Annotated in this window: 15 protein-coding genes and 1 tRNA gene; 12 read left to right on the top strand and 4 right to left on the bottom strand. The window is 55.6% G+C overall.

Annotated features, from left to right (window positions below; all coding sequences use genetic code 11):
- Positions 1–6 precede the first annotated feature (6 nt).
- From AB1A64_RS08175 to miaA, 3 genes are all read right to left on the bottom strand, one after another.
- Positions 7–1,053 carry an ABC transporter permease gene (locus tag AB1A64_RS08175; RefSeq protein WP_366550953.1) on the bottom strand — a complete coding sequence of 349 codons (1,047 nt, stop codon included), beginning with the start codon at positions 1,051–1,053 and terminating at the stop codon, positions 7–9.
- A 136-nt stretch (positions 1,054–1,189) separates the two neighbouring features.
- Complete coding sequence (locus tag AB1A64_RS08170) at positions 1,190–2,860, bottom strand: ABC transporter substrate-binding protein (protein ID WP_366550952.1); 1,671 nt, start codon at positions 2,858–2,860, stop codon at positions 1,190–1,192.
- A 325-nt stretch (positions 2,861–3,185) separates the two neighbouring features.
- Positions 3,186–4,079: a tRNA (adenosine(37)-N6)-dimethylallyltransferase MiaA gene (miaA, locus tag AB1A64_RS08165; RefSeq protein ID WP_366550951.1), complete on the bottom strand. Its 894-nt coding sequence runs from the start codon at positions 4,077–4,079 to the stop codon at positions 3,186–3,188.
- Between the two features lie 96 nt (positions 4,080–4,175).
- On the opposite strand from miaA, the gene pyrH reads away from it, so the two are divergent.
- The 10 genes from pyrH (at position 4,176) to AB1A64_RS08115 (ending at position 16,283) form a co-directional block, all read left to right on the top strand.
- Positions 4,176–4,928, top strand: coding sequence for a UMP kinase (gene pyrH, locus AB1A64_RS08160; RefSeq protein ID WP_366550950.1), 753 nt, complete (start codon positions 4,176–4,178; stop codon positions 4,926–4,928).
- A 213-nt stretch (positions 4,929–5,141) separates the two neighbouring features.
- A complete protein-coding gene (locus AB1A64_RS08155; protein ID WP_366550949.1) occupies positions 5,142–6,728 on the top strand; it encodes a BCCT family transporter in 1,587 nt (528 codons plus the stop codon).
- A 258-nt stretch (positions 6,729–6,986) separates the two neighbouring features.
- Positions 6,987–8,213 carry an aminotransferase class V-fold PLP-dependent enzyme gene (locus AB1A64_RS08150; protein WP_366551258.1) on the top strand — a complete coding sequence of 409 codons (1,227 nt, stop codon included), beginning with the start codon at positions 6,987–6,989 and terminating at the stop codon, positions 8,211–8,213.
- Between the two features lie 48 nt (positions 8,214–8,261).
- Positions 8,262–9,683, top strand: coding sequence for a deoxyribodipyrimidine photo-lyase (locus AB1A64_RS08145; RefSeq protein ID WP_366550948.1), 1,422 nt, complete (start codon positions 8,262–8,264; stop codon positions 9,681–9,683).
- 69 nt (positions 9,684–9,752) lie between these two features.
- Complete coding sequence (locus AB1A64_RS08140; protein ID WP_366550947.1) at positions 9,753–10,961, top strand: cyclopropane-fatty-acyl-phospholipid synthase family protein; 1,209 nt, start codon at positions 9,753–9,755, stop codon at positions 10,959–10,961.
- Positions 10,962–10,977: 16 nt separating this feature from the next.
- Positions 10,978–11,418: a TrgA family protein gene (locus tag AB1A64_RS08135; RefSeq protein WP_366550946.1), complete on the top strand. Its 441-nt coding sequence runs from the start codon at positions 10,978–10,980 to the stop codon at positions 11,416–11,418.
- Between the two features lie 30 nt (positions 11,419–11,448).
- Complete coding sequence (locus AB1A64_RS08130; RefSeq protein WP_366550945.1) at positions 11,449–12,564, top strand: NUDIX domain-containing protein; 1,116 nt, start codon at positions 11,449–11,451, stop codon at positions 12,562–12,564.
- Between the two features lie 69 nt (positions 12,565–12,633).
- Positions 12,634–13,668 carry a cysteine synthase A gene (locus AB1A64_RS08125; protein WP_366550944.1) on the top strand — a complete coding sequence of 345 codons (1,035 nt, stop codon included), beginning with the start codon at positions 12,634–12,636 and terminating at the stop codon, positions 13,666–13,668.
- On the top strand, positions 13,668–16,103 hold the full coding sequence (locus tag AB1A64_RS08120) for a DUF3772 domain-containing protein (RefSeq protein ID WP_366550943.1): 2,436 nt from the start codon (positions 13,668–13,670) through the stop codon (positions 16,101–16,103). The genes AB1A64_RS08125 and AB1A64_RS08120 overlap by 1 nt, the downstream gene beginning before the upstream one ends.
- A gap of 90 nt (positions 16,104–16,193) precedes the next feature.
- Positions 16,194–16,283 (top strand) — tRNA-Ser (locus AB1A64_RS08115).
- 50 nt (positions 16,284–16,333) lie between these two features.
- Here the strand turns inward: AB1A64_RS08115 and AB1A64_RS08110 are convergent.
- The gene (locus tag AB1A64_RS08110; RefSeq protein ID WP_366550942.1) at positions 16,334–17,293 is read right to left on the bottom strand and encodes a radical SAM protein; all 960 of its coding nucleotides are present in this window, start codon (positions 17,291–17,293) and stop codon (positions 16,334–16,336) included.
- Positions 17,294–18,318: 1,025 nt separating this feature from the next.
- Here AB1A64_RS08110 and AB1A64_RS08105 point away from each other — a divergent pair.
- A complete protein-coding gene (locus tag AB1A64_RS08105; RefSeq protein WP_366550941.1) occupies positions 18,319–19,875 on the top strand; it encodes a hypothetical protein in 1,557 nt (518 codons plus the stop codon).
- A gap of 77 nt (positions 19,876–19,952) precedes the next feature.
- Positions 19,953–20,261, top strand: a complete 309-nt coding sequence (locus AB1A64_RS08100) for a hypothetical protein (RefSeq protein ID WP_366550940.1) — start codon at positions 19,953–19,955, stop codon at positions 20,259–20,261.
- Positions 20,262–20,265: the final 4 nt, after the last annotated feature.

The raw sequence follows: 20,265 nt of genomic DNA, 5'->3' as shown, positions 1-20,265 counted from the left end.
CCCTCCTTAAGAAATGCGAATGCGCGGGTTGAGATAGACATAGCCGATATCCGAGATCAGCTGTGTTATCAGCACCACAAAGACCGACACGACCGAAATCGCCAACAGCAATTGGATGTCGTTGTTGCCCGCCGCCTGCACCAGCGCCCAACCGAAGCCCTTGTAGTTGAACAGCGTCTCAACAATCACCACGCCGTTCAGCAGCCATGGGAACTGCAGCATAATGACGGTAAAGGGCGCGATCAGCGCATTGCGCAGCGCGTGTTTCATGACGATGTTGGGAAAGGATACGCCTTTCAGCCGCGCGGTGCGGATGTACTGTGCTGTCATCACCTCGGTCATTGAGGCGCGGGTCATTCGGGCGATATAACCCATGCCATACAGCGCAATGGTCAGTACCGGCAGGAAAAAGTTCTCGAAGGTTGGATTGTCCATCGCCTGCGTTGCAGTGCCCTTGAACCATTTCAAACCAACGGTGGACGAGGTGAAAACCGCGATGAAAATTACGCCCGACACATATTCTGGCGTTGCCGTCGTGACGATTGAAAAAGTAGAAAGCGACCGATCCAACGCCGAGCCTTCGCGCATCCCGGCCAGAACGCCCACCAACAGGGCTGATGGGACCATCAGAATCAAAACCCACATCATCAAGTAGCCGGTATTGCCCAATCGCTTGGCGACAATGGTACCAACCTCATCCTTGAAAACAGTGGAATAGCCCCAGTCCCCCTGAAGGATGCCGCAAAACCGGGGCGTGGTATCCTCGGTCAGTCCAGGTCGGGTACAGGTGCCCACGAATGTGCCGTCATCCAGAGTTTTGGAAAACCCCGGTGCCACGCCCAGCCATTGGCCATACTTGATCAGCGTAGGTTGCAGGTAGCCACGATTACCCAGCCAGGCCTCGACCTGTTCGTCAGACATCCGTTGGTTGCCCTGGGTTTTGGCCAGCTTTTCCAAGTTTGGGTATAGGTTGGTCAGAAAGAAGACCACGAACGTCAGGCACAATGCTGTCAACAGCATGACGCCAAACCGTCGGAGGATGAATAGTCCCATGATGGTCCCTGTTTTTCGGGTGTTCCGCAGATCATTGGACCATTTTATGGCCTCGGACATCCGACCCTGTGTCGGCCTGTCTGCGGCTGGAAAGGGGCGCCCTGATTAGGCGCCCCCATTTATCATCTGGCAGGTTTTAGGCCGCCCAGCCCCACTTGTAGTGGTGATGTTCGAACGAGATATGCATATCGGTTCCGACCAGACCATCTTTCATATGGCGGTACAGCGCGCGCCAGTAGGGTTGGATGGTAACGCCTTCTTCCTGGATCAGCGCCTCGCCTTTGGCGACCACTTCGCGCCGTTTGTCGGCGTCGGCGATTGCCAGGGCTTCGGCCAGGATGCCGTCGAATTCTGGGTTACTCCAGCCGAATTCGTTCCAAGCTTCACCGGATTTGTAGGCCAATGCCCAGATTTGTACACCCAACGGGCGGTGGTTCCAGTTCGTCGAACTGTACGGGTACTTGGCCCAGTCGTTCCAGAAAGTGTTGCCCGGCAGAACTGTACGCTTGACGTTGATACCTGCGTCCCGAAGCTGAGCGGCAACCGCATCGGTCGTGTTGCGACGCCAGTCATCGTCGATCGAAAGCAGTTCGTGCTCGTAGTCAGCCATGCCAGCTTCTTCCATGAGCTTTTTCGCGGCAGCAGGATCAGCTTTCTGCTTCGGCAACTCTGCATAATCGGGGTGGATCGGCCCAACATGGTGGTTTTCAGCTGGCGCGCCGCGCCCGCCGTAGCCCAATTCAAGTAGAACTTCATTGTCCACCGCCATCTGCAGGGCCTGACGCACACGCTTGTCAGCATAGACTTGCTTGCCGTCAATTTCAGCCAATTGGTTGGGACGGACCACGATGGTCGCCATGGTGATCACTTCGGATTTTTCATAGCCGAGACTATCCATCACGTCGATGAATTCACCCACGGATTCGTGCAACATGTCGACTTCGTCAGATTCGAGGGCTGCCAACCACGCCGACGGATCGGTGCCATAGTCAGTATATTCGATTCGATCCAACGTTGCAGGACCAAAGACTTCGTCACCCCACCACGTGTGGTCCGGTGCGCGTACCAATGAGCATTTGACCCCGACCTCCAGCTCTTCGATTACGTAAGGGCCGGTCCCGACGTTGTTAAGCAAGTCGTTTTCGTTGAACGAGCTGTGTACGATTGCTGCTGGATAATCGGACATGCCGGCAATCAATGAGATATCTGAGCTGGGAAGGTTTAGTTTCACAGTTGACGCGTCAACAACTTCAATTGCGCCTTCGATAGCTTGACCGGAGGTTTCGTCTATCAGTGTCCCGAAACGACCTGCCATCGAGTTGGTTTCCGAGCTTTTGTCGCACCAGCGTGCAATATTTCGTGCGACGTCATCTGCAGTGAAATCGTCTCCGTTTGTCCACTTCACACCCGGACGTACTTTCAGCGTGTAAACAGTGGCGTCTTCGTTGATTTCCCAACCTTCCAGCAGCATGCCACGGAATGTACCGTCCGAGTTGTACTCGACTAGGTATTCCAGCGTACCACGGGTTTGGTTGCCCATTTCCGACCAGTCATAGGTGCGCGGATCTTTCAGCGCACGAACGCTCATCTGAACGCGCAGGGTGCCGCCTTCTTGTCTGACGTCTTCGCCTTCAGCGCGGGCAGGGGCTGCCAAGCCGATCATGCCGTAGGCACCTACAGCAGTAACACCCAGACCTGTGGCGCGGGTCAGAAACTCGCGCCGACTTAATTTGCCGTCCCGATATTCCTGAGCATGCATCTCTGCTGCCCAGTGAATCGGTGCTCCGGTAAAAGTTTGCTTATTCATCGATGTCTCTCCCTGTGACATGTTCTTTTTTTTTGAAGAAGGTCGGAACCGTTCAGACCATATTGAGGCGAACAGTTGGTTCCCGGAATTCTTGTTGGATATTCATCATCCCCATGAGGCTATTCCGCCCTAGAATTCTGATGACGTCAATGTACGAAATCGACGTAGATAGCACAAAAACGACATGTCCGGAGGTATTTGCTGCTGTGCCTGGGGCGATAAATGCTGAATCAGGCAATGTATACTGTCGTAAACCGAAAAATCGATGTGAGTGAGAGTCGTTGCACGCGATTGCATCAGAACAAACTTGCAGCAGCGTCTCGTATCATTTTGAGAAATCTATCGGATTCCATTTTTTCATTCGCGCGCGGAACCATGTGCGTTGGCGTTTTGCGAATTGGCGTGTTGCGATGGTCGCGCGTTCTTTGGCGGCGTCCAATGATAGATGGCCGTCCAGATAAGCAATCAACTCGGGGACGCCGATGGCCTTAAAGGCCGGAAGTGATGGATCATAGCGGTCACGCATCGCGTCGACCTCTTGCAGCGCGCCATCGTCCAGCATCTGATCAAACCGGTGGGTTATGCGGTCCACAAGCCATTGTTTGTCCGCGTCAAAAACAATCGGAATAGTGTCAGCCAGATCCAGAATCGGGGGAGGTGTTTCGGCTTGCCAGTCGCTTAGACTGCGTCCGGTGGCTTGCTGCACCTCCCATGCGCGCTGAACACGGGCGCGATTCTGTGTGTCGATGCGCTCCAGCGTCTGCGTATCGACACCAGCAATCAATGTGGTCAGGTCCAGTTTATCCGCCTCGGCGCGGACTTCTGGTGGCGTGGCGGGGATGTCGGCCATCCCTTCGGTCAGGGCCGAGAAATACAAGCCGGTGCCGCCGACAATGATCGGGCGCTGATCCCCTGTCAGCAGGGGCGTCACCTCGCGCAGCCAATGGCCGGTCGAATACTCTTGATCATAAGCGATGTGACCGTACAGCAGATGCTGCGCGCGTGCTTCTTCTTCGACCGAAGGGCGGGCGGAGATCACACGCCAGCATTCATAGACCTGGCTTGCATCCGCATTGACGATCACACCGCCGAAGGTTTCGGCAATCTGCAAAGCAAGGGCCGATTTGCCCGAGGCTGTTGGTCCCGCAATCAATACCGGCTTGTCATTGGGGATTGGGGGCAGGCGGTTCCAAATCTGCGAACTGTCGTTATTTGCCATCCAGGCTGCCTCAATCCTCACCAACCGCATTGAACCTGCGGAGGTTTTGCTTCATTTTGCGCCGGAAAATAAACCTGTGCCAGCCCGGAGCGCAACATGAGCCTTTCCCCGACCCTCGAAGCCACTGAAACCGCGAAGACAAAGTACAATCGCGTAATGCTGAAAATCTCGGGCGAGGCGCTGATGGGCGATCAGGGATTCGGCCTGCATCCGCCGACCGTTCAACGCATAGCGCAAGAGGTCAAATCGGTGCACGACCTAGGCGTCGAGATTTGCATGGTCATCGGCGGCGGCAACATTTTCCGCGGTCTCAGCGGTTCGGCACAGGGCATGGAGAGGACAACAGCCGATTACATGGGCATGCTGGCCACGGTAATGAACGCGCTGGGGATGCAGTCGGCGTTGGAAGAAATCGGCGTGTTCACTCGTGTCATCTCGGCCATTCGCATGGATGAGGTGTGCGAGCCCTATATCCGCCGCCGCGCCGTGCGCCACCTTGAGAAAAAGCGGGTTTGTATCTTTGCCGCGGGAACTGGCAACCCGTATTTTACTACCGACACCGCCGCGACCTTGCGTGCCAATGAAATGGCGTGCGAGGCAATCTTTATGGGTAAGAACGGTGTGGATGGCGTTTACGACAAGGACCCCAAAGAGCACGCGGACGCAGTGCGCTATGACACAGTCACTTATGATGACGTGCTGGCCAAGCGGTTGCGCGTCATGGATGCCTCGGCCATTGCGCTGGCCCGCGACAACAACCTGCCGCTGATCGTTTTCGGACTGGATGAGCCGGGCGGGTTCCGCGGTATTCTGGCCGGTGAGGGCACTTACACCAAAGTTCAGGGCTAAAAGAAATCAACGCTAGTTGGTGTGCAGGTCGGGCCATTTGCCCGGTCTGTTTTCTTTTTGAGGCGACCGATATGTAGAAAGGCGCGCACGTTTATTAAGCTTGTCTATTTCACGTATTTTGTCGCTTTCAAGTAATATGTGGTCTTCTCAGTCACGCCCTTTCGGTGCCGGATATTGGATGTCCTGCGCACCGATTAAGGGAAGGAAGAGACAATGTCCGACACTAATGAAACCGACTATGAAGTCGGTCAGGACAACGTTCAGATCATGGGTCTGGACGTCCACAATCCGGTCTTTGCCGTTTCGGGGCTAACTATCATTGCATTCGTGTTTTTCTCGTTGGTGTTCCGCGAGCAGGCGAGCGAATTCTTTGGGTGGCTTCGACCGGCTTTGACCAGCAATTTTGACTGGGTGTTCATGATTGCGGCGAACATCTTTGTCGTGTTTTCACTGTTGCTGATCGTCACGCCCTATGGCTCGATCCGGCTGGGCGGTGATGATGCCAAACCGGATTACAGCTATGCCGGGTGGTTCTCGATGCTGTTTGCCGCGGGTATGGGCATCGGTCTGGTGTTCTGGGGCGTAGCCGAGCCAATCTCGCATTACGGGTCGTCGCTGGGCGGGGTTGCTGCTGGCGAGGATGGCCTTCGCACCGACTGGGCGCCGTTAGGTGCCGGTCTTGAGGACCCCGAAGCGTCGAAGAAACTGGCGATGGCGGCCACTATTTTCCACTGGGGCATGCACCCCTGGGCCGTGTATGCGGTGGTGGCACTGGCGCTGGCGTTCTTTAGCTTCAACCGGGGTCTGCCGCTGACCATGCGGTCGGTGTTCTATCCATTGTTTGGCGAGGCGACATGGGGTCCGTTGGGGCATATCATCGACGTCTTGGCGGTGTTTGCCACGATCTTCGGTCTGGCGACATCGCTGGGTCTGGGCGCAACGCAAGCGCTGGCTGGTCTGAACTACCTGTTCGATGTTCCGATTACAGACGGGATGAAAGTGCTGCTGATTGGCCTGATCACGGCGTTCGCATTGATCTCGGTGGTTGCTGGCCTCGATAAAGGCGTAAAGCGGTTGTCCGAGGCCAACATGATCCTGGCCGCGGCCTTGTTGCTGCTGGTGCTGATCCTTGGTCCTACCGTGGCGATTCTGACTGGCTTCTTCGACAGCCTGATTGAATACGTCGTCGCATTACCCGCACTGTCAAATTGGGTTGGCCGCGAAGACACCAACTTTATGCAGGGCTGGACCACCTTCTACTGGGCCTGGTGGATTTCCTGGTCACCTTTCGTCGGCATGTTCATCGCCCGAATCTCGCGTGGCCGAACCGTGCGGGAATTCGTAACCTGCGTGATCCTGATTCCAACCGTTGTTGGCGCCTTGTGGATGAGCGTTTTTGGTGGCGCGGCGCTGGATCAGGTCTTGTCTGGTTCCGGGCAGGTCCTGTCGGATGCCGCACTTGAACTGAAGATGTTCAAGATGTTCGAAGCCTTCCCAATGACAGGTTTGCTGTCCTTCGTCGGCATTGTGCTGGTTGTCGTTTTCTTCGTTACCAGCTCGGATTCCGGTTCGCTGGTGATTGATACGATAACGGCGGGTGGCAAAACCGATGCTCCGACGGCGCAGCGCGTGTTCTGGTGCATTCTGGAGGGCGCTATCGCGATCGTTCTGTTGCTGGGGGGCGGCCTGGGCGCGCTGCAGGCTGCTGCGATTGCAACCGGCTTCCCGTTTGCGATCGTTCTGGTGCTGATGTGCGTGTCGATCTTCATCGGTCTTGCAAACGAAAAGCGTCGCCGCTGAATCCAATTCAGCCCTTCGAAAGCCCCGGACCAGCGCCGGGGCTTTTTTGTTTCACGCCGGGTTGACCCAGCTTAGGGCCGCTGGCTATGTATCCGCGTCTTTTGGTTGCCGGATCAGGCCCCGAAAGACTGCCCGTGCTTCTGTTTGCGTGACCGAGGCTGTGGCTGGGCTGGAAGACCTGCCGTGATTTCCGAGTTGTCCGAAATCATGCGCGGGCACGTCGTCGGAACAAGCAGCATGAGCAAGGAGCGACGTGCCATGGGCACTCTTGATATCGATTTCGTTCGGGCGCAGTTCCCGGCCTTTTCCGAGCCCAGCCTGCAAGGTCAGGCATTCTTTGAAAACGCAGGTGGGTCATATACTTGTAAGCCGGTGCTGGACCGGCTGACGCGCTACTATACGCAGCGCAAAGTGCAGCCCTACGGCCCCTATGACGCAAGCCGTCTGGCGGGTGAGGAGATGGATGAAGCCCGCGCACGCATGGCTGCGATTCTGGGCGTAAACACTGATGAGCTGAGCTTTGGTCCTTCGACAACGCAGAACACCTATGTTCTGGCACAGGCGTTTCGCCAGTGGATGCAGCCGGGCGATGCCATCGTTGTCACCAATCAGGACCACGAGGCCAACTCGGGGCCTTGGCGGCGTCTGGTCGAGGATGGGTTCGAAGTCCGCGAATGGCAGATCGACCCGGAAACCGGATCGCTCAACCCGCAGGATCTTGAGAACCTGTTGGACGAAAAGGTACGTCTGGTTTGTTTCCCGCATTGTTCGAACGTGGTCGGAGAGATCAACCCGGTCACCGAAATCACCGCCATCGCTCACGCGGCGGGTGCGTTTGTCTGTGTGGATGGCGTCTCATACGCGCCGCATGGGTTTCCGAATGTCGGCGATCTGGGGCCGGATATCTATCTTTTCTCGGCCTATAAAACCTACGGTCCACATCAGGGGTGCATGGTGATCCGGCGTGCGCTTGGCGAGCTGCTGCCAAATCAGGCGCACTATTTTAATGCAGACGCGCTGTACAAGCGTTTCACCCCGGCAGGCCCGGATCACGCGCAGATCGCAGCCAGTGCGGGTATGGCGGATTACGTTGATCTGCTGTGCGACCACCATAACGGCCCCAAGGATAACGCAACCGAACGCGGAGCCTTTGTGCATGATCTGATGCGTGGGCAAGAGGTCGCCCTGTTGCAGCCCGTATTGGACGCGGTCAAGGATCGAAATGCCGTACGCTTGATCGGTACTTCGGATGCTACTCGTCGCGCTCCTACCGTAGCCTTGTCGCTGAGTCGGAACGCCGAAGCTGTGGCCGGTGATCTGGTGGAGCACGGTATCATGGCAGGAGGCGGCGATTTTTATGCCGTGCGCCCGTTGCAGGCGATGGGTGTGGATTTGGATCAGGGTGTGCTGAGGGTCAGCTTTACGCACTACACCTCGCAACAGGAAATTGATCAGTTATTGGGCGCACTTGACGCCGTTTTGTGATCCGGTTTCTGCTCGGCTTCGTAATGCGAAGAAAACAACCGGGCGGTTATGGAAAACAAGCAATCACCGATCATCATATGGTTCCGGCGGGATTTGCGCCTGTCGGACCATCCCGCGCTAAGTGCTGCGACCCAAAAGGGTCGTCCTATTTTGCCGGTTTTCATTCTGGACGATTTGGCTCAAGCGCTTGGTGCCGCGCCGAAATGGCGGCTTGGGCTGGGACTTAAGGCTTTCGCGCAATCTCTGTCGCACATTGGCAGCCGGTTAATCCTGCGGCGCGGCGACGCTCTGACTGTTTTGCAGAACCTAATCGCAGAAACCGGAGCCAACGGCGTCTATTGGACGCGAGCGTATGATCCTGGTGCCATCGCCCGTGACACAAACATTAAGTCTGCTTTGGCAGAGCAGGGGGTAGAGGCCAAATCATTTTCGGGACATTTGCTGTTTGAGCCCTGGACCGTCGCGACCAAAACGGGCCAGCCGTTCCGGGTGTTCACTCCGATGTGGCGATCCGTTCAAGGTCGAGAAGTCGCCATGCCTGAAGGCGTGCCGTCGATCAAAGCACCCTTGACTTGGCCGACTTCGGAAAACCTGACCGGTTGGAATCTGGGTGCGGCAATGAACCGGGGCGCGGCCGTGGTCGCACCTTTTGTCCGCCCTGGAGAGAATGCCGCCTTTGAGGCTTTGCACGAATTTCTGGACCGAATCCCAAACTATTCGCGCGACCGGGACCGTTTGGATTTGAAGGGTACCTCGGATCTGTCCGAATACCTATCGCTCGGCGAAATCGGCCCCCGCAGTGTCTGGCATGCGGTTCAGCGGGCCGCGATGAACGGTACGCAAGGGACAGACGCCTATTTGCGCCAATTGGTTTGGCGTGAGTTTGCGTACCACTTGATGTATCACTCACCGCGTTTGCTCAGCGGGAACTGGAAACCGGAATGGGATACGTTTCCGTGGAACACGGACGCCGATCATCCCTCAGTTGTTGCTTGGCGACAGGCCCGCACCGGTATTCCTGTTGTCGATGCGGGTTTGCGTCAAATGTATGTGACCGGTCGTATGCACAACCGGGCGCGCATGATCGTCGCAAGCTACTTGACCAAGCATCTGATGACGCACTGGAAAATCGGAATGAACTGGTTTGCCGACTGCCTGATAGACTGGGATCCGGCGGCCAACGCGATGGGTTGGCAGTGGGTTGCAGGCTCTGGTCCGGATGCATCACCGTTCTTTCGGATATTTAACCCACTGACACAGCGGGAAAAATTTGATCCTGATGGTGTTTATCTAAAACACTGGATCGCCGAAGGACAGACCAAGCCTTCGGCTACGGCGTTGGCTTATTTTGGGGCGGTGCCGCATTCGTGGGCGCTTGATCCGGCGGAAAATTACCCTTCACCAGTGGTCGATCTGGCCGCTGGCCGAGCGTGCGCCTTGGCGGCTTATGAAGGCCGAAAAACCGGGTAAGGAACTGAAAACTTGCCAGAAACACAAACTCGGCCTAGCTTTTAACTGCGGCCGCACAGGGGAGAGCGGATGATCCTGACGACAACTGAAGGGCAAAAAGACTTGCCCAGATACTTTGCTCAAGTGTTCAAAATGTTGAACCGGATGGGTTCGGGGCGAATGGATATCGCTTTGCCCGATGGGCGCGTGTTCCGATCCGAAGGTGCCAAGCCGGGACCGGTGGCGCGCGTTGATATTCACGACCCCGACGTATTTGCGCGTTTGATCCGAGAGGGAGAACTGGGTTTTTCGGATTCTTATCTGGAGGGGGGGTGGAGCACGCCCGACCTGCGATCCTTCATGGATCTGGTGCATTTAGGGACCGAGACGGTGTATGACGATTTCACCGGAAGATTCCTGGTTCAAACCTATGAACGCCTTCGATTTTGGTTACATAACAACAATCGTCGACAGGCCAAGAAGAACATCTCGTACCACTACGATTTAGGGAACGATTTCTACGGCTTGTGGCTGGATGAAACGATGACTTATTCCAGCGCGCTGTTCGAAACAGGGCAGGAAAGCCTGGAAAAAGCGCAGACTGCGAAATATGCCAGCCTGGTCGATGAAATGGGCGCGAAACCCGGAGACCACATCCTTGAGATCGGTTGCGGATGGGGCGGTTTCGCCGAATATGCCGCAAAAGAGCGTGGCCTTCGGGTCACAGGTTTGACGATCAGTCAGGAACAGTTGAAGTTTGCGCGACAAAGAATTGAAAAGGCGGGGCTTTCTGACCTTGTTGAGTTCAAATTGCAAGATTACCGCGATGAGCGTGGCCAATATGACGGCATCGCCTCGATCGAGATGTTCGAAGCCGTCGGACAGAAATACTGGCCGGTTTACTTTGAGACGGTGCGCGATCGTCTAAAACCCGGTGCGCACGCGACCCTGCAAATCATTACCGTCGCCGAACATCGCTGGGACATTTACAAGAACGGCGTTGATTTCATTCAGAAATACATCTTTCCCGGTGGAATGCTTCCTGCGCCTTCGGTTCTGAAGCAGCAGGTGGCAGAAGCTGGATTGAACGTGGTGAAATCGCGGGAATTCGGTAAAAGTTATGACCTGACATTGCGTCGTTGGTACGAGACATTCAACGACAAATGGGACGAAATTTCCGAAATGGGCTTTGACGAGCGTTTCCGGCGCATGTGGAACTATTATTTAACCGCGTGCGGCGCGGCCTTTGACACTGGCAACTGCGATGTGACACAGATCACTATAGCAAAACCCAGTTAACAAAGGGAAATTCCGAATGCCCACTGCGCCGCGTCTTGTTGCTTCATTTTGCCTATTGGCGGTGGCCTTTATTGTGTCGAGCATGATCATCAGCAACGGCGAAGAGGGCAAGGACTATGGCTGGTTCACCTATGTCAACATGATGATTGCAGTGGCCTGTGGTTGGAAGGTGATGGGAAAGCGCGTTGGTCGCGGTTGGACCGCCGCGGTCAATAATGGCATCGCTGGGGTTGTGTCCTTGGTGTTTTGGGCCCTTTTTGTTCAGGGCTGCTACGAGATGTTCCGACTGGCCATGCGGCATCGCTATGACGGCCCGTTTGAGGCGCTCACGGCCATTTTCAAGATTGGTGTGGACTATGGCAAACTGCTCATCGTTCCGGAAATTCTGTGGACTTTGGCTATCGGAGCTCTTATCGCAGGGCTTGCAACCGAAGAAGCCAGCCGTCGCTGGCGGTAACTCACCAGAATTGAGACGAGCTGTACTCTAGTGTCCGATTTGTTCTTTTACGGCACGCTCAGGCATTTGCCGCTGCTGGAATGTGTGCTTGGCCACCCGCTTTCGCAATTAAAAATATCTCAGGCCAGTTTGCCGGATCATGCAGTTTACGGTGTGGCAGGGCAGGCGTTCCCGATGATTGTTCCGGAAAAGGGTAATCGAGCCAAGGGGTTGCTGGTTCAGGATTTCAGCCCCGAAGATCTGAAACGATTGGCCTTTTACGAAGGTGGGTTCGACTATGATCTCAGCCCGCACGATGTGGAGGTAGCTGACGGTTCGCACGCCGACGCCAGCGTGTTCTTTCCCGAACCCGGATTGTGGACGCCAGACAAGCCGTGGTCGTTGCAAGCCTGGGTTGACACATGGTCCAAAGTAACCTTGCTAGCTGCGCAGGAAGAGCTGGCCTATTACGGAAAGGTAGACGCGACCACGATCGCTCGTAACTTTGCGCCGATCCGCACCCGGGCCTGGGCCAAACTGGCTGCGCGTAAACGTCTGACCGGTGATCCGCGTAACGTCGCAAAAGACGTGATCGTGCAAAATCATCGGCGAGCGTATGTCAATTACTTTGGTGTGGAAGAATTGGATCTGCAGCACCGCCAGCATGACGGAACGATGGGTCCCGTCCTGCACCGCAGCGGATTGATGCAAGGGGCCGCCGTCGTTGTTTTGCCTTATGACCCGGTGCGCGACACCGTTCTTTTGGTTGAACAATTCCGTGCGCCGGTTTTTCTGATCGACGATCCTGAACCGTGGATGTGGGAGCCGGTGGCAGGCATGATCGATCCCGGTGAAACGCCGGAACAGGCCGCCCATCGCGAAGTGCAGGAAGAGGCGCAGGTGACGCTGAACGCATTGGAATATGCGGGTGGTGCCTATTCCTCAAGCGGGTCATCGACCGAGTATGTCCACCTTTATGTCGGGTTGGCTGATCTGACCCGGACCATCGACAATGGTGGCGTTGCTACGGAAGGTGAGGATATTCGCACACAAATCCTGCCATATGACGCGTTCCTTCAAAGGGTCGACAACAACGAATTCAAGGATTTGCCCCTGTTGTTGATGGCCAATTGGCTGGCCCGGCATCGCGATCGTTTGCGCGGTTAACTATCGCCGCTTGTGGTTGTCGCACGGCATCTGTAAATCTTCGTTGATACGTAATGAAATGAGGGCGCCATGCGCATTGCACGAGACCTTGCCGACGCAGTCGGGAAAACACCGCTGATCCGGTTGAAGCGCATCAGTGAAGAGACCGGTTGCGAGATTCTCGGGAAGGCCGAGTTCATGAACCCGGGGCAATCGGTCAAGGATCGCGCGGCGCTGTACATCATCAAGGACGCAATTGCGCGCGGTGAGCTGAAGCCCGGTGGAACCATTGTCGAAGGCACGGCCGGTAACACCGGGATTGGCCTTGCATTGGTGGGCGCGTCGATGGGGTTCAAAACGGTGATCGTGATCCCGGAAACCCAATCCGAGGAAAAGAAAGACATGCTGCGTTTGGCGGGCGCGCAACTGGTTCAGGTTCCGGCCGCCCCGTATCGCAATCCCAACAACTTTGTGCATTATTCGCGCCGTCTGGCTGAGGAACTGGCGCAGACCGAGCCCAATGGCGCGATTTGGGCCAATCAGTTCGACAATGTTGCCAACCGTCAGGCCCATGTGGAAACCACCGGCCCCGAGATTTGGGAGCAGACTGGCGGCAAGGTCGATGGCTTTGTCAGCGCCGTAGGTTCGGGTGGTACGCTGGCCGGCGTGGCCGACGCGTTGCAGCCGAAAGGCGTCAAGATCGCTCTGGTCGATCCGATGGGGGCGGGGCTGTATTCATACTACACCACCGGTGAGATCGCGATGGAGGGCAGCTCGATCGCCGAAGGCATTGGTCAGGTACGCATCACCAAGAACCTCGAAGGGTTCAAGCCGGACTTTTCGTATCAAATGACAGATAACGAGGCGCTGCCTTATATCTTTGATCTGCTGCGCGACGAAGGCCTGGTTATGGGTGGATCGACCGCGATCAACATGGCGGGCGCGGTGCGACTGGCCAAGGATCTGGGGCCGGGCCACACCATTGTGACGATCCTGTGCGACTTTGGCACGCGCTATCAGTCCAAGCTGTTCAATCCTGAATTCCTGCGTGAAAAGGAACTGCCGGTGCCGGATTGGATGACCGAAGCTCCGCGCAGCATTCCCGGCGTATTCGAGGACGTATGATGCTGCGGCAGGTTCGCCTGTTTCTTGCGTTTCTACTGGTTTGTTCTGCCATGCTGGGCGGCCCTGTAGCTGCCCAGTTGACTGATCGGCAGAGCGAGTATTACCAGGATTGGCTCGAGACGGCGGACCGTGCCGAAGCTGACATCGAATCCAACCGCACGTCGAACGCAGCGCTGGAAAACCTGCGGGCTGAAATCCACAACTATCGTGAGGATTTCAACAAGGCACGTGGCGCCAATACGGACCGAATTCAGACGCTGGACGCGCAGATCAAGGCATTGGGACCAGCCCCCGAAGGGGACGCGACCGAACCTGAAGAGATTGCTAGACTTCGCGCGCATCTGGAAAACCAACTGACCAGCCTGCAGGTGCCGCAAATCATCTCGGAAGAAGCGTTCAGCCGCGCCAACGGCCTGATCAGCGAGATAGACAGCCTGTTGCGCGAGCGGCAGACAAAAGAGCTTTTAGAACGCGGTGTATCGCCGCTTAACCCTGTCTATTGGGGTCCAGCCTGGGTCGATATTGTCGAGGCCGTGCGAGGCCTGATCAATGAATCTGCGCTGAACCTGAAAACCAACATCGTTCAAAAACACCTGAAAGAGCGCGGGCTGGGCATTTTCTTCCTGACCGTCGCGGCAGGGATTTTACTGTATTACGGGCGTTACTGGTCCGAGGCTGCAGGTGAATATCTACGGCAGTTGGGAGGCCGGGGTAGCGGCGTGTGGACGTTTCTGGTTTCGTTGTTGCGGATTCTGCTGCCATGGCTAGGCGTGTGGCTGCTGGTTCAAGCAGTTATCATGACCGGTCTACCGGGTTTGCGCGGAACGCTGTTGATCCAGAATGTTCCCTATTGGGCCGCGCTTATCTTCTATTACGACTGGATCGGTCGTCAGGTTCACATCTCGCAGGCGGCACAGAACTTTAACCGGCTATCCCGCAAGAGTGTCACGCAGTTGCGGGTTTACTTGGATATTTTGGCGATCTTCCTGATCGTGTACGAATTCGGGCTGCTGTTTGATCAGATCGAAAATATCTCGGACGCGACGCGGGCCGTTATCAGCTTTCCTGTGGTGGTGGGAACCGCGCTGGTTCTTCTGCGTATCCGCCGGATTCAGACCTCAAAGCCAGAATCCGAAGATGGGCAGTCAAGCGAAACGCCGCGAAGTGCCGGGCTGACCCAGCTGATGGACTTTCTGCGCAAGGCGATTTTTTTGCTGGGGATCGCGAGCCCGATTTTGGCGGCTATTGGATATACCAACGCAGCCGAGGGGATCGTTTTCCCGGCGGTGAAAACGCTGGTTCTGTTTGCGGCTTTGACGATCTTTCATCGCTTTATCACCTCGGTTTACGGCTGGCTCAGCGGGCAAGGTGAGTCGGCGCGGGACTCACTGTTTTCGGTGTTGGCCGGGTTTATTATCGCCATCCTGACCTTGCCGGTTCTGGCGCTGTATTGGGGCGCACGACAGACTGACTTGCTTGAGGTTTGGTCGCGTTTGCTGCTTGGCTTCGATATTGGCGGCGTTACGATTTCGCCCAGCAACTTCTTCACCTTCCTGATCGTGTTTGTCATCGGTTATGGCTTGACCCGGCTGTTGCAAAGCGGGCTGCGCAATTCGCTTCTGCCAAAGACCAGTATTGATCCGGGCGGCCAGAACGCGATTGCCGCGGGTACCGGCTATGTGGGGATATTCCTGGCCGCGCTGGTGGCCATCATGTTGGCGGGGTTTGATCTGTCTTCGCTGGCCATTGTCGCCGGCGCATTGTCGGTTGGGATCGGCTTTGGACTACAGACCATCGTGTCGAATTTTGTGTCGGGGATCATCCTGCTGGTCGAACGCCCAATCTCCAAGGGGGACTGGATCGATGTGAATGGGATGATGGGCTATGTGCGCGATATCTCGGTGCGGTCTACGCGGATTGAGACGTTTGATCGTACCGATGTGATCGTTCCCAACTCGGACCTGATCAGCGGGGTGGTGACGAACTATACGCGGGGCAACACGATCGGGCGCGTTATCGTGCCGGTGGGCGTTGCCTATGGCACAGATACCCGCGTGGTTGAGAAAATTCTGGGTGAGATCGCCAATTCCCATCCGATGGTTCTGGCCCATCCGGCGCCCAGCGTGGTGTTTCAGGGCTTTGGTGCGGATTCGCTGGATTTTGAAATTCGCGCCATCCTGCGCGACGTGAACTGGGTGCTTTCGGTGAAATCGGATATGAACCACGAGATCAATCGCCGGTTTGTCGAAGAAGGTATCGAAATCCCCTTCGCGCAGCGCGATGTCTGGCTGCGCAATCCTGAGACGTTGCAAGGGCAGGGGCCTGCGCAAAAAACCGAACCTACAACGGAAAGAACACCTACCGACCCCCCGTCTTCAAAGCCTGTGGACATGACCGAGGCCGATCTTGCAGACGGTGATGGGGACGAGCTGTAACGGGGTTTGTGGCGGAACTGCGGAAGGTTGAATTTTCGCTTTAATCGCCCCTTGCAAATCCCCCGGCGATGGTCCAAATATCGCGCGCACGGAGAGGTGGCCGAGTGGTCGAAGGCGCACGCCTGGAAAGTGTGTAGGCGGGAAACCGTCTCCAGGGTTCGAATCCCTGTCTCTCCGCCACCCTTACCTGATTTTCGCTTTTGAGCTTTGGCCTATTAATCGCGCGGGAATTACATCTCTTTACGGATCAGGATGTCGGCCAGACAAGAGCATGCGTCTTTTGTGCATCGAATTTGATCGCGAGGCAGGTCAAGCTCGTCGCCGAGAGTCCCTATTTTGCCCCCAACGCCGCAGACGCCCCGGAAGATTTCGCCATTCCCCCGGACCCGAAGGGATTCAAGCCCTACGTTGCATTTATATCCACGCCAGCGGTTCATATCCCTAAGAAGGAAGTCATTGGGGCGGAGTATCTCAGTGTGGCCCGACCGCGTGGTTGCGCGCATCAGCGATCGAGGTTCTTCACCAACAGGAGCCTTGTCCGAGGGCAAACCCATAGCAAGAACCTGCAACTGATCGTCGGTGTAGTCGTACAGCTGCGCTCCGAAATCTTTTCGCAATGGTTTCAGGGAAATCGAAGCGGTGGGCAGCGCCGCGCGTAATTCCCGCGCTTCTTCAAGCGTCTGATCAAAACGATCTGGATGCATCGTCACGTTGACATGAACGGTGATACGATCAGTCATCGTGTCGGCCACTTGGATAAAATGGCTCAGCTCGGCAAATTCGGCATGATAGGTCAGGATAACGCTGTTCAGGCGGCTGTTGATCATCTCCCAAAACCGAAGTGTGCGCGACGCATTGCTGATCAAGCTGACCTTGAAACCTGTCTCGGACGCATGACCTAGCAGATCAATGATGCGAGGATGCATTGTGGGTTCGCCGCCTGTAAACTGTAGCCAGACAATCTTGCCTAATTCATCCACATAGTGTCGATTTAATTGACGGTACAGATTCAGGACGTCATCGGTTTTCTGCCATTCAAGCGAACCATCGTGCAAAGCCTTTGGGCAATAACTGCACGCATAGCTGCACGAATTCCCCAGTGTCCAGTCCACCACGACCATGTTGCCACACGCAGGATCGGGGTGATCTATCAGAGTAAATAGGTCCGGTTGGTTCTGGATATCTTCCATTTAAATCCAAGCGTTTAGCTAAGTTCCTCCGACAGTGCGACCAGAGTGGTCTTGTGGCACCCACCAATTTTCCACAGCCTAGCTTGAAAATGGAATTGGAACAAAATTTTTTGGAACCCTGGGCAGCAAAGGTGCTTTAGTGGACGGTTTCGGATGTCTGGGAACCCATTTCACAAGGCCAATTGCCTATGTGACAGGGCGATTGCGGGTTCGGTCGACTTGTTTTCGAGTGGCCATCTTTTTATAGTTTAAACATAATCTTTTAGAATTTTCGGCGCTAAGGCGTAATCGGTTTGTCGAATTTACAATAAATTAGGGCCTGTTTCGGCGGCCAGTCGGGGGAATTTATGACAAAGGCTAACGGCCCAAGAACTCGACCTAAAGTTGCCAAGAAAACTGCCAATCAAACGGCGGATATCTATGATTTTGTGCAATCCCCCGAGTGGCAGAAGGTGCTTGAAAAAGCGCGGGTAGAACGAGAGAAAAACCTTTCGGCCCCTGCGCAGCAAAACAAAGAGGATCAACAACCTAAACCGGTTCGCCGTAGGGTCGACCAATCAACCACAAATGAGCGTGCCCAAAGCAAGCAAAAGCCATGGTCCGCTCAGGTCGAGGAAGCGAGGCACAAAAGAAATGAAGTGCTTGCCCGTCGCGCAGCCGAGTCGAAAAAAGCAGATCCTGGCAGTCCCGATGCGCGGCAGGGAAACCTGGAAGGCGGAGACAAAGCAACCTCCACGCGGACACCGAGACAGGAAGAAAAGCCGACCAATCGTGAACAAACTGATCGCGCCAGTCCTAAACCAGACCAAGCCACAGCCAAAAGCGTTCTGGAAGATAGGGACGCAGGGAAATCGGGCCCATCTGATGACACTCTGGCAAGCGAAGACGCGTCCTTAAGCGCGCTGACGAGGGCAGAGTTAAGTTTAATACTGTCTTCCGAGGAAGTTGATCATCGCCTGTCCAAAAAGCTTCTGCAACAGCTGAAAGATCACCAACGGACGCGGCGCAGGATCAGGTGGGGCTTGGTGGCCCTTGGATGCACCATCGGTGTGGTTGCTTCGTCTTCGGTATTTCTGACTTTGTTCGGATTGGGTGTGTCGAACCCGATTGAAAGCGCGGCTATTGGGCCTACAGATGGCGCAGCGGCAGACGATTTTGGTCAAACGGGACCATTGCAACCTGATGTGCCAAGCGGAGCAGGGGGCGAAACAGTTATTTCCGCCGATTTGTTCGACGAGTCATCATTGCAGCTGTCATCCGGCGCAAAATTGGAAGAGACGGAGGATCTGAGCAGCCTTGCCTCATCAGCGCCCCTTCAGTCCGAGTTGGCGGAAACGGCCGAGATCGTTGAGCCCGGCACTCCAAGTCTGGCCCCTAGCGTTCTGTCGTATGTTCCGACGCTAGAACCACCGTTACTACCGGTAGGCGGCGCTGGCTATTTGCCGAGACGAGAGGCTAATCCGAGTTTCCTGCCATATGAGTTCGAACCTGAGTTCTTTGCTACGTCGATCGCTGTGCTGGACGAAGTTTCGGCAGGCTTTGATCCAGTGGCGTTTTCGATTGACCCGATCCCGCCCTCGCGGCGGGCGACTACTGTTTCTTCTAGCACCGAGGTTGTTGAGCCCAGCGCCTCAAGCGTGCCGCCTAGCGTTTTGTCATTTGTTGCGGCGCTTGAGCCACCGCTGTTGCCGGTGGGCGGGGCTGGTGACCTACCAAAACAAGACGCAAACCCGAGTTTTCTGCCTTATGAACTTGAGCCAGAGCTTTTTGCCACGCGGATTGCCTTGGTGGATGAGATTTCCACAACATTTGATCCTTTGGCTATTTCAATCGACCAGATCATTCCCCCGCAGCGCGCGCCCAGCGTGTCCTCACAGATTGTGTCGCTTCAATCTCCGGTGGCTTTGGAGGCCGCAGAAGATCACCAGTTGCCATCTATTCTGATCCAGGTACCTCAGCCAGATCGTCCTTTGGTGGGTAATCCTGCTGAGCGTCCTTTGAAAGTCGTTTCATCTGATCCTTCGATCCTGCTGGAAGACGTGGCGCTTAGCCCGCCAACCCCACGGGCGCTTACTTTGAAACAGGTGCCAAACCCGCTGGATTCGACCACTGCTGCGGCATTGCCTGCCGAGGATATTGCGGCGCTACCGGGCGAAGATGCCGATCCATTGAAGCCGAGTGCAAGTGGTGGCGCGTCATTCAGGCTCTATGCGCCAAACAAGATTCCCAATGATGCTGTGGACTCATTTGTTGCCGAATTAACAACGACGGGGCATGAACTTAGCGGAACTGCGCGTGTTGGTTACAAAGTGTCCCAATCCAATGTGCGGTTCTATCACAGGCAGGATGCGGCCAAAGCTGCCGCCCTTGCTAAGGACGCAGGCGCCTTGTTGCGCGATTTCACCGGATCGAAGTCCAAAACACCTACCGGGGTGATCGAATTGTATCTGGCCGGTGAAGGCCTTGGCCAAGCTCCGGTCAAACGGGTGGCCAAGAAAAGCCGCCGGACAACGACCCAAAGCAGCCCGGTTAACCGCCTTAAAAGTCAGGTTCTGAAAAAACTCAGGACAACGACAAACTAATGGCGCTATTATGGGGCAAGTGCGAAGGACTAAGTTAAATTGTGTAAAGTTAAAAAGTATCGACGGGTTTTTGTAAAATGACTGAAAGCAGACTTATTGGCATAGTAACCGCGCTACTATTTCTGACGACGACGCAGGATGCGCGCGCTGAGATCACGCTTGAGCATCTCCTTGCCATCGATCAACTCTTGTCGGCCAATGACACCCAGGCGCTACGCTCGTATCTGGAAAGAAATCCCGGGTTGCTGACCGGAACCGATGAATTGTCGGCCGAACTCCGCAGCTTTTATGAGGCCGCGTCCACCGGCACATTGAACTTTGGCTATACCGCTGGTCCGACAGCCGGTACCGCGGCTGCTACGACCGACAACGAGCTGGCGCATTAAAGCT

The organism is Ruegeria sp. ANG10 (assembly GCF_040705255.1).
Lineage (GTDB): Bacteria > Pseudomonadota > Alphaproteobacteria > Rhodobacterales > Rhodobacteraceae > Ruegeria.
This window is presented reverse-complemented; position numbering and strand designations above follow the sequence as displayed.

Coding starts and splice junctions, on each gene's coding strand:
- miaA (WP_366550951.1), bottom strand. CDS start 4,079: ATGGCAAATAACGACAGTTCGCAGATTTGGAACCGCCTGCCCCCAATC.
- AB1A64_RS08120 (WP_366550943.1), top strand. CDS start 13,668: ATGCTGCGGCAGGTTCGCCTGTTTCTTGCGTTTCTACTGGTTTGTTCT.
- pyrH (WP_366550950.1), top strand. CDS start 4,176: ATGAGCCTTTCCCCGACCCTCGAAGCCACTGAAACCGCGAAGACAAAG.
- AB1A64_RS08100 (WP_366550940.1), top strand. CDS start 19,953: ATGACTGAAAGCAGACTTATTGGCATAGTAACCGCGCTACTATTTCTG.
- AB1A64_RS08135 (WP_366550946.1), top strand. CDS start 10,978: ATGCCCACTGCGCCGCGTCTTGTTGCTTCATTTTGCCTATTGGCGGTG.
- AB1A64_RS08145 (WP_366550948.1), top strand. CDS start 8,262: ATGGAAAACAAGCAATCACCGATCATCATATGGTTCCGGCGGGATTTG.
- AB1A64_RS08110 (WP_366550942.1), bottom strand. CDS start 17,293: ATGGAAGATATCCAGAACCAACCGGACCTATTTACTCTGATAGATCAC.
- AB1A64_RS08140 (WP_366550947.1), top strand. CDS start 9,753: ATGATCCTGACGACAACTGAAGGGCAAAAAGACTTGCCCAGATACTTT.
- AB1A64_RS08175 (WP_366550953.1), bottom strand. CDS start 1,053: ATGGGACTATTCATCCTCCGACGGTTTGGCGTCATGCTGTTGACAGCA.
- AB1A64_RS08150 (WP_366551258.1), top strand. CDS start 6,987: ATGGGCACTCTTGATATCGATTTCGTTCGGGCGCAGTTCCCGGCCTTT.
- AB1A64_RS08155 (WP_366550949.1), top strand. CDS start 5,142: ATGTCCGACACTAATGAAACCGACTATGAAGTCGGTCAGGACAACGTT.
- AB1A64_RS08170 (WP_366550952.1), bottom strand. CDS start 2,860: ATGAATAAGCAAACTTTTACCGGAGCACCGATTCACTGGGCAGCAGAG.
- AB1A64_RS08125 (WP_366550944.1), top strand. CDS start 12,634: ATGCGCATTGCACGAGACCTTGCCGACGCAGTCGGGAAAACACCGCTG.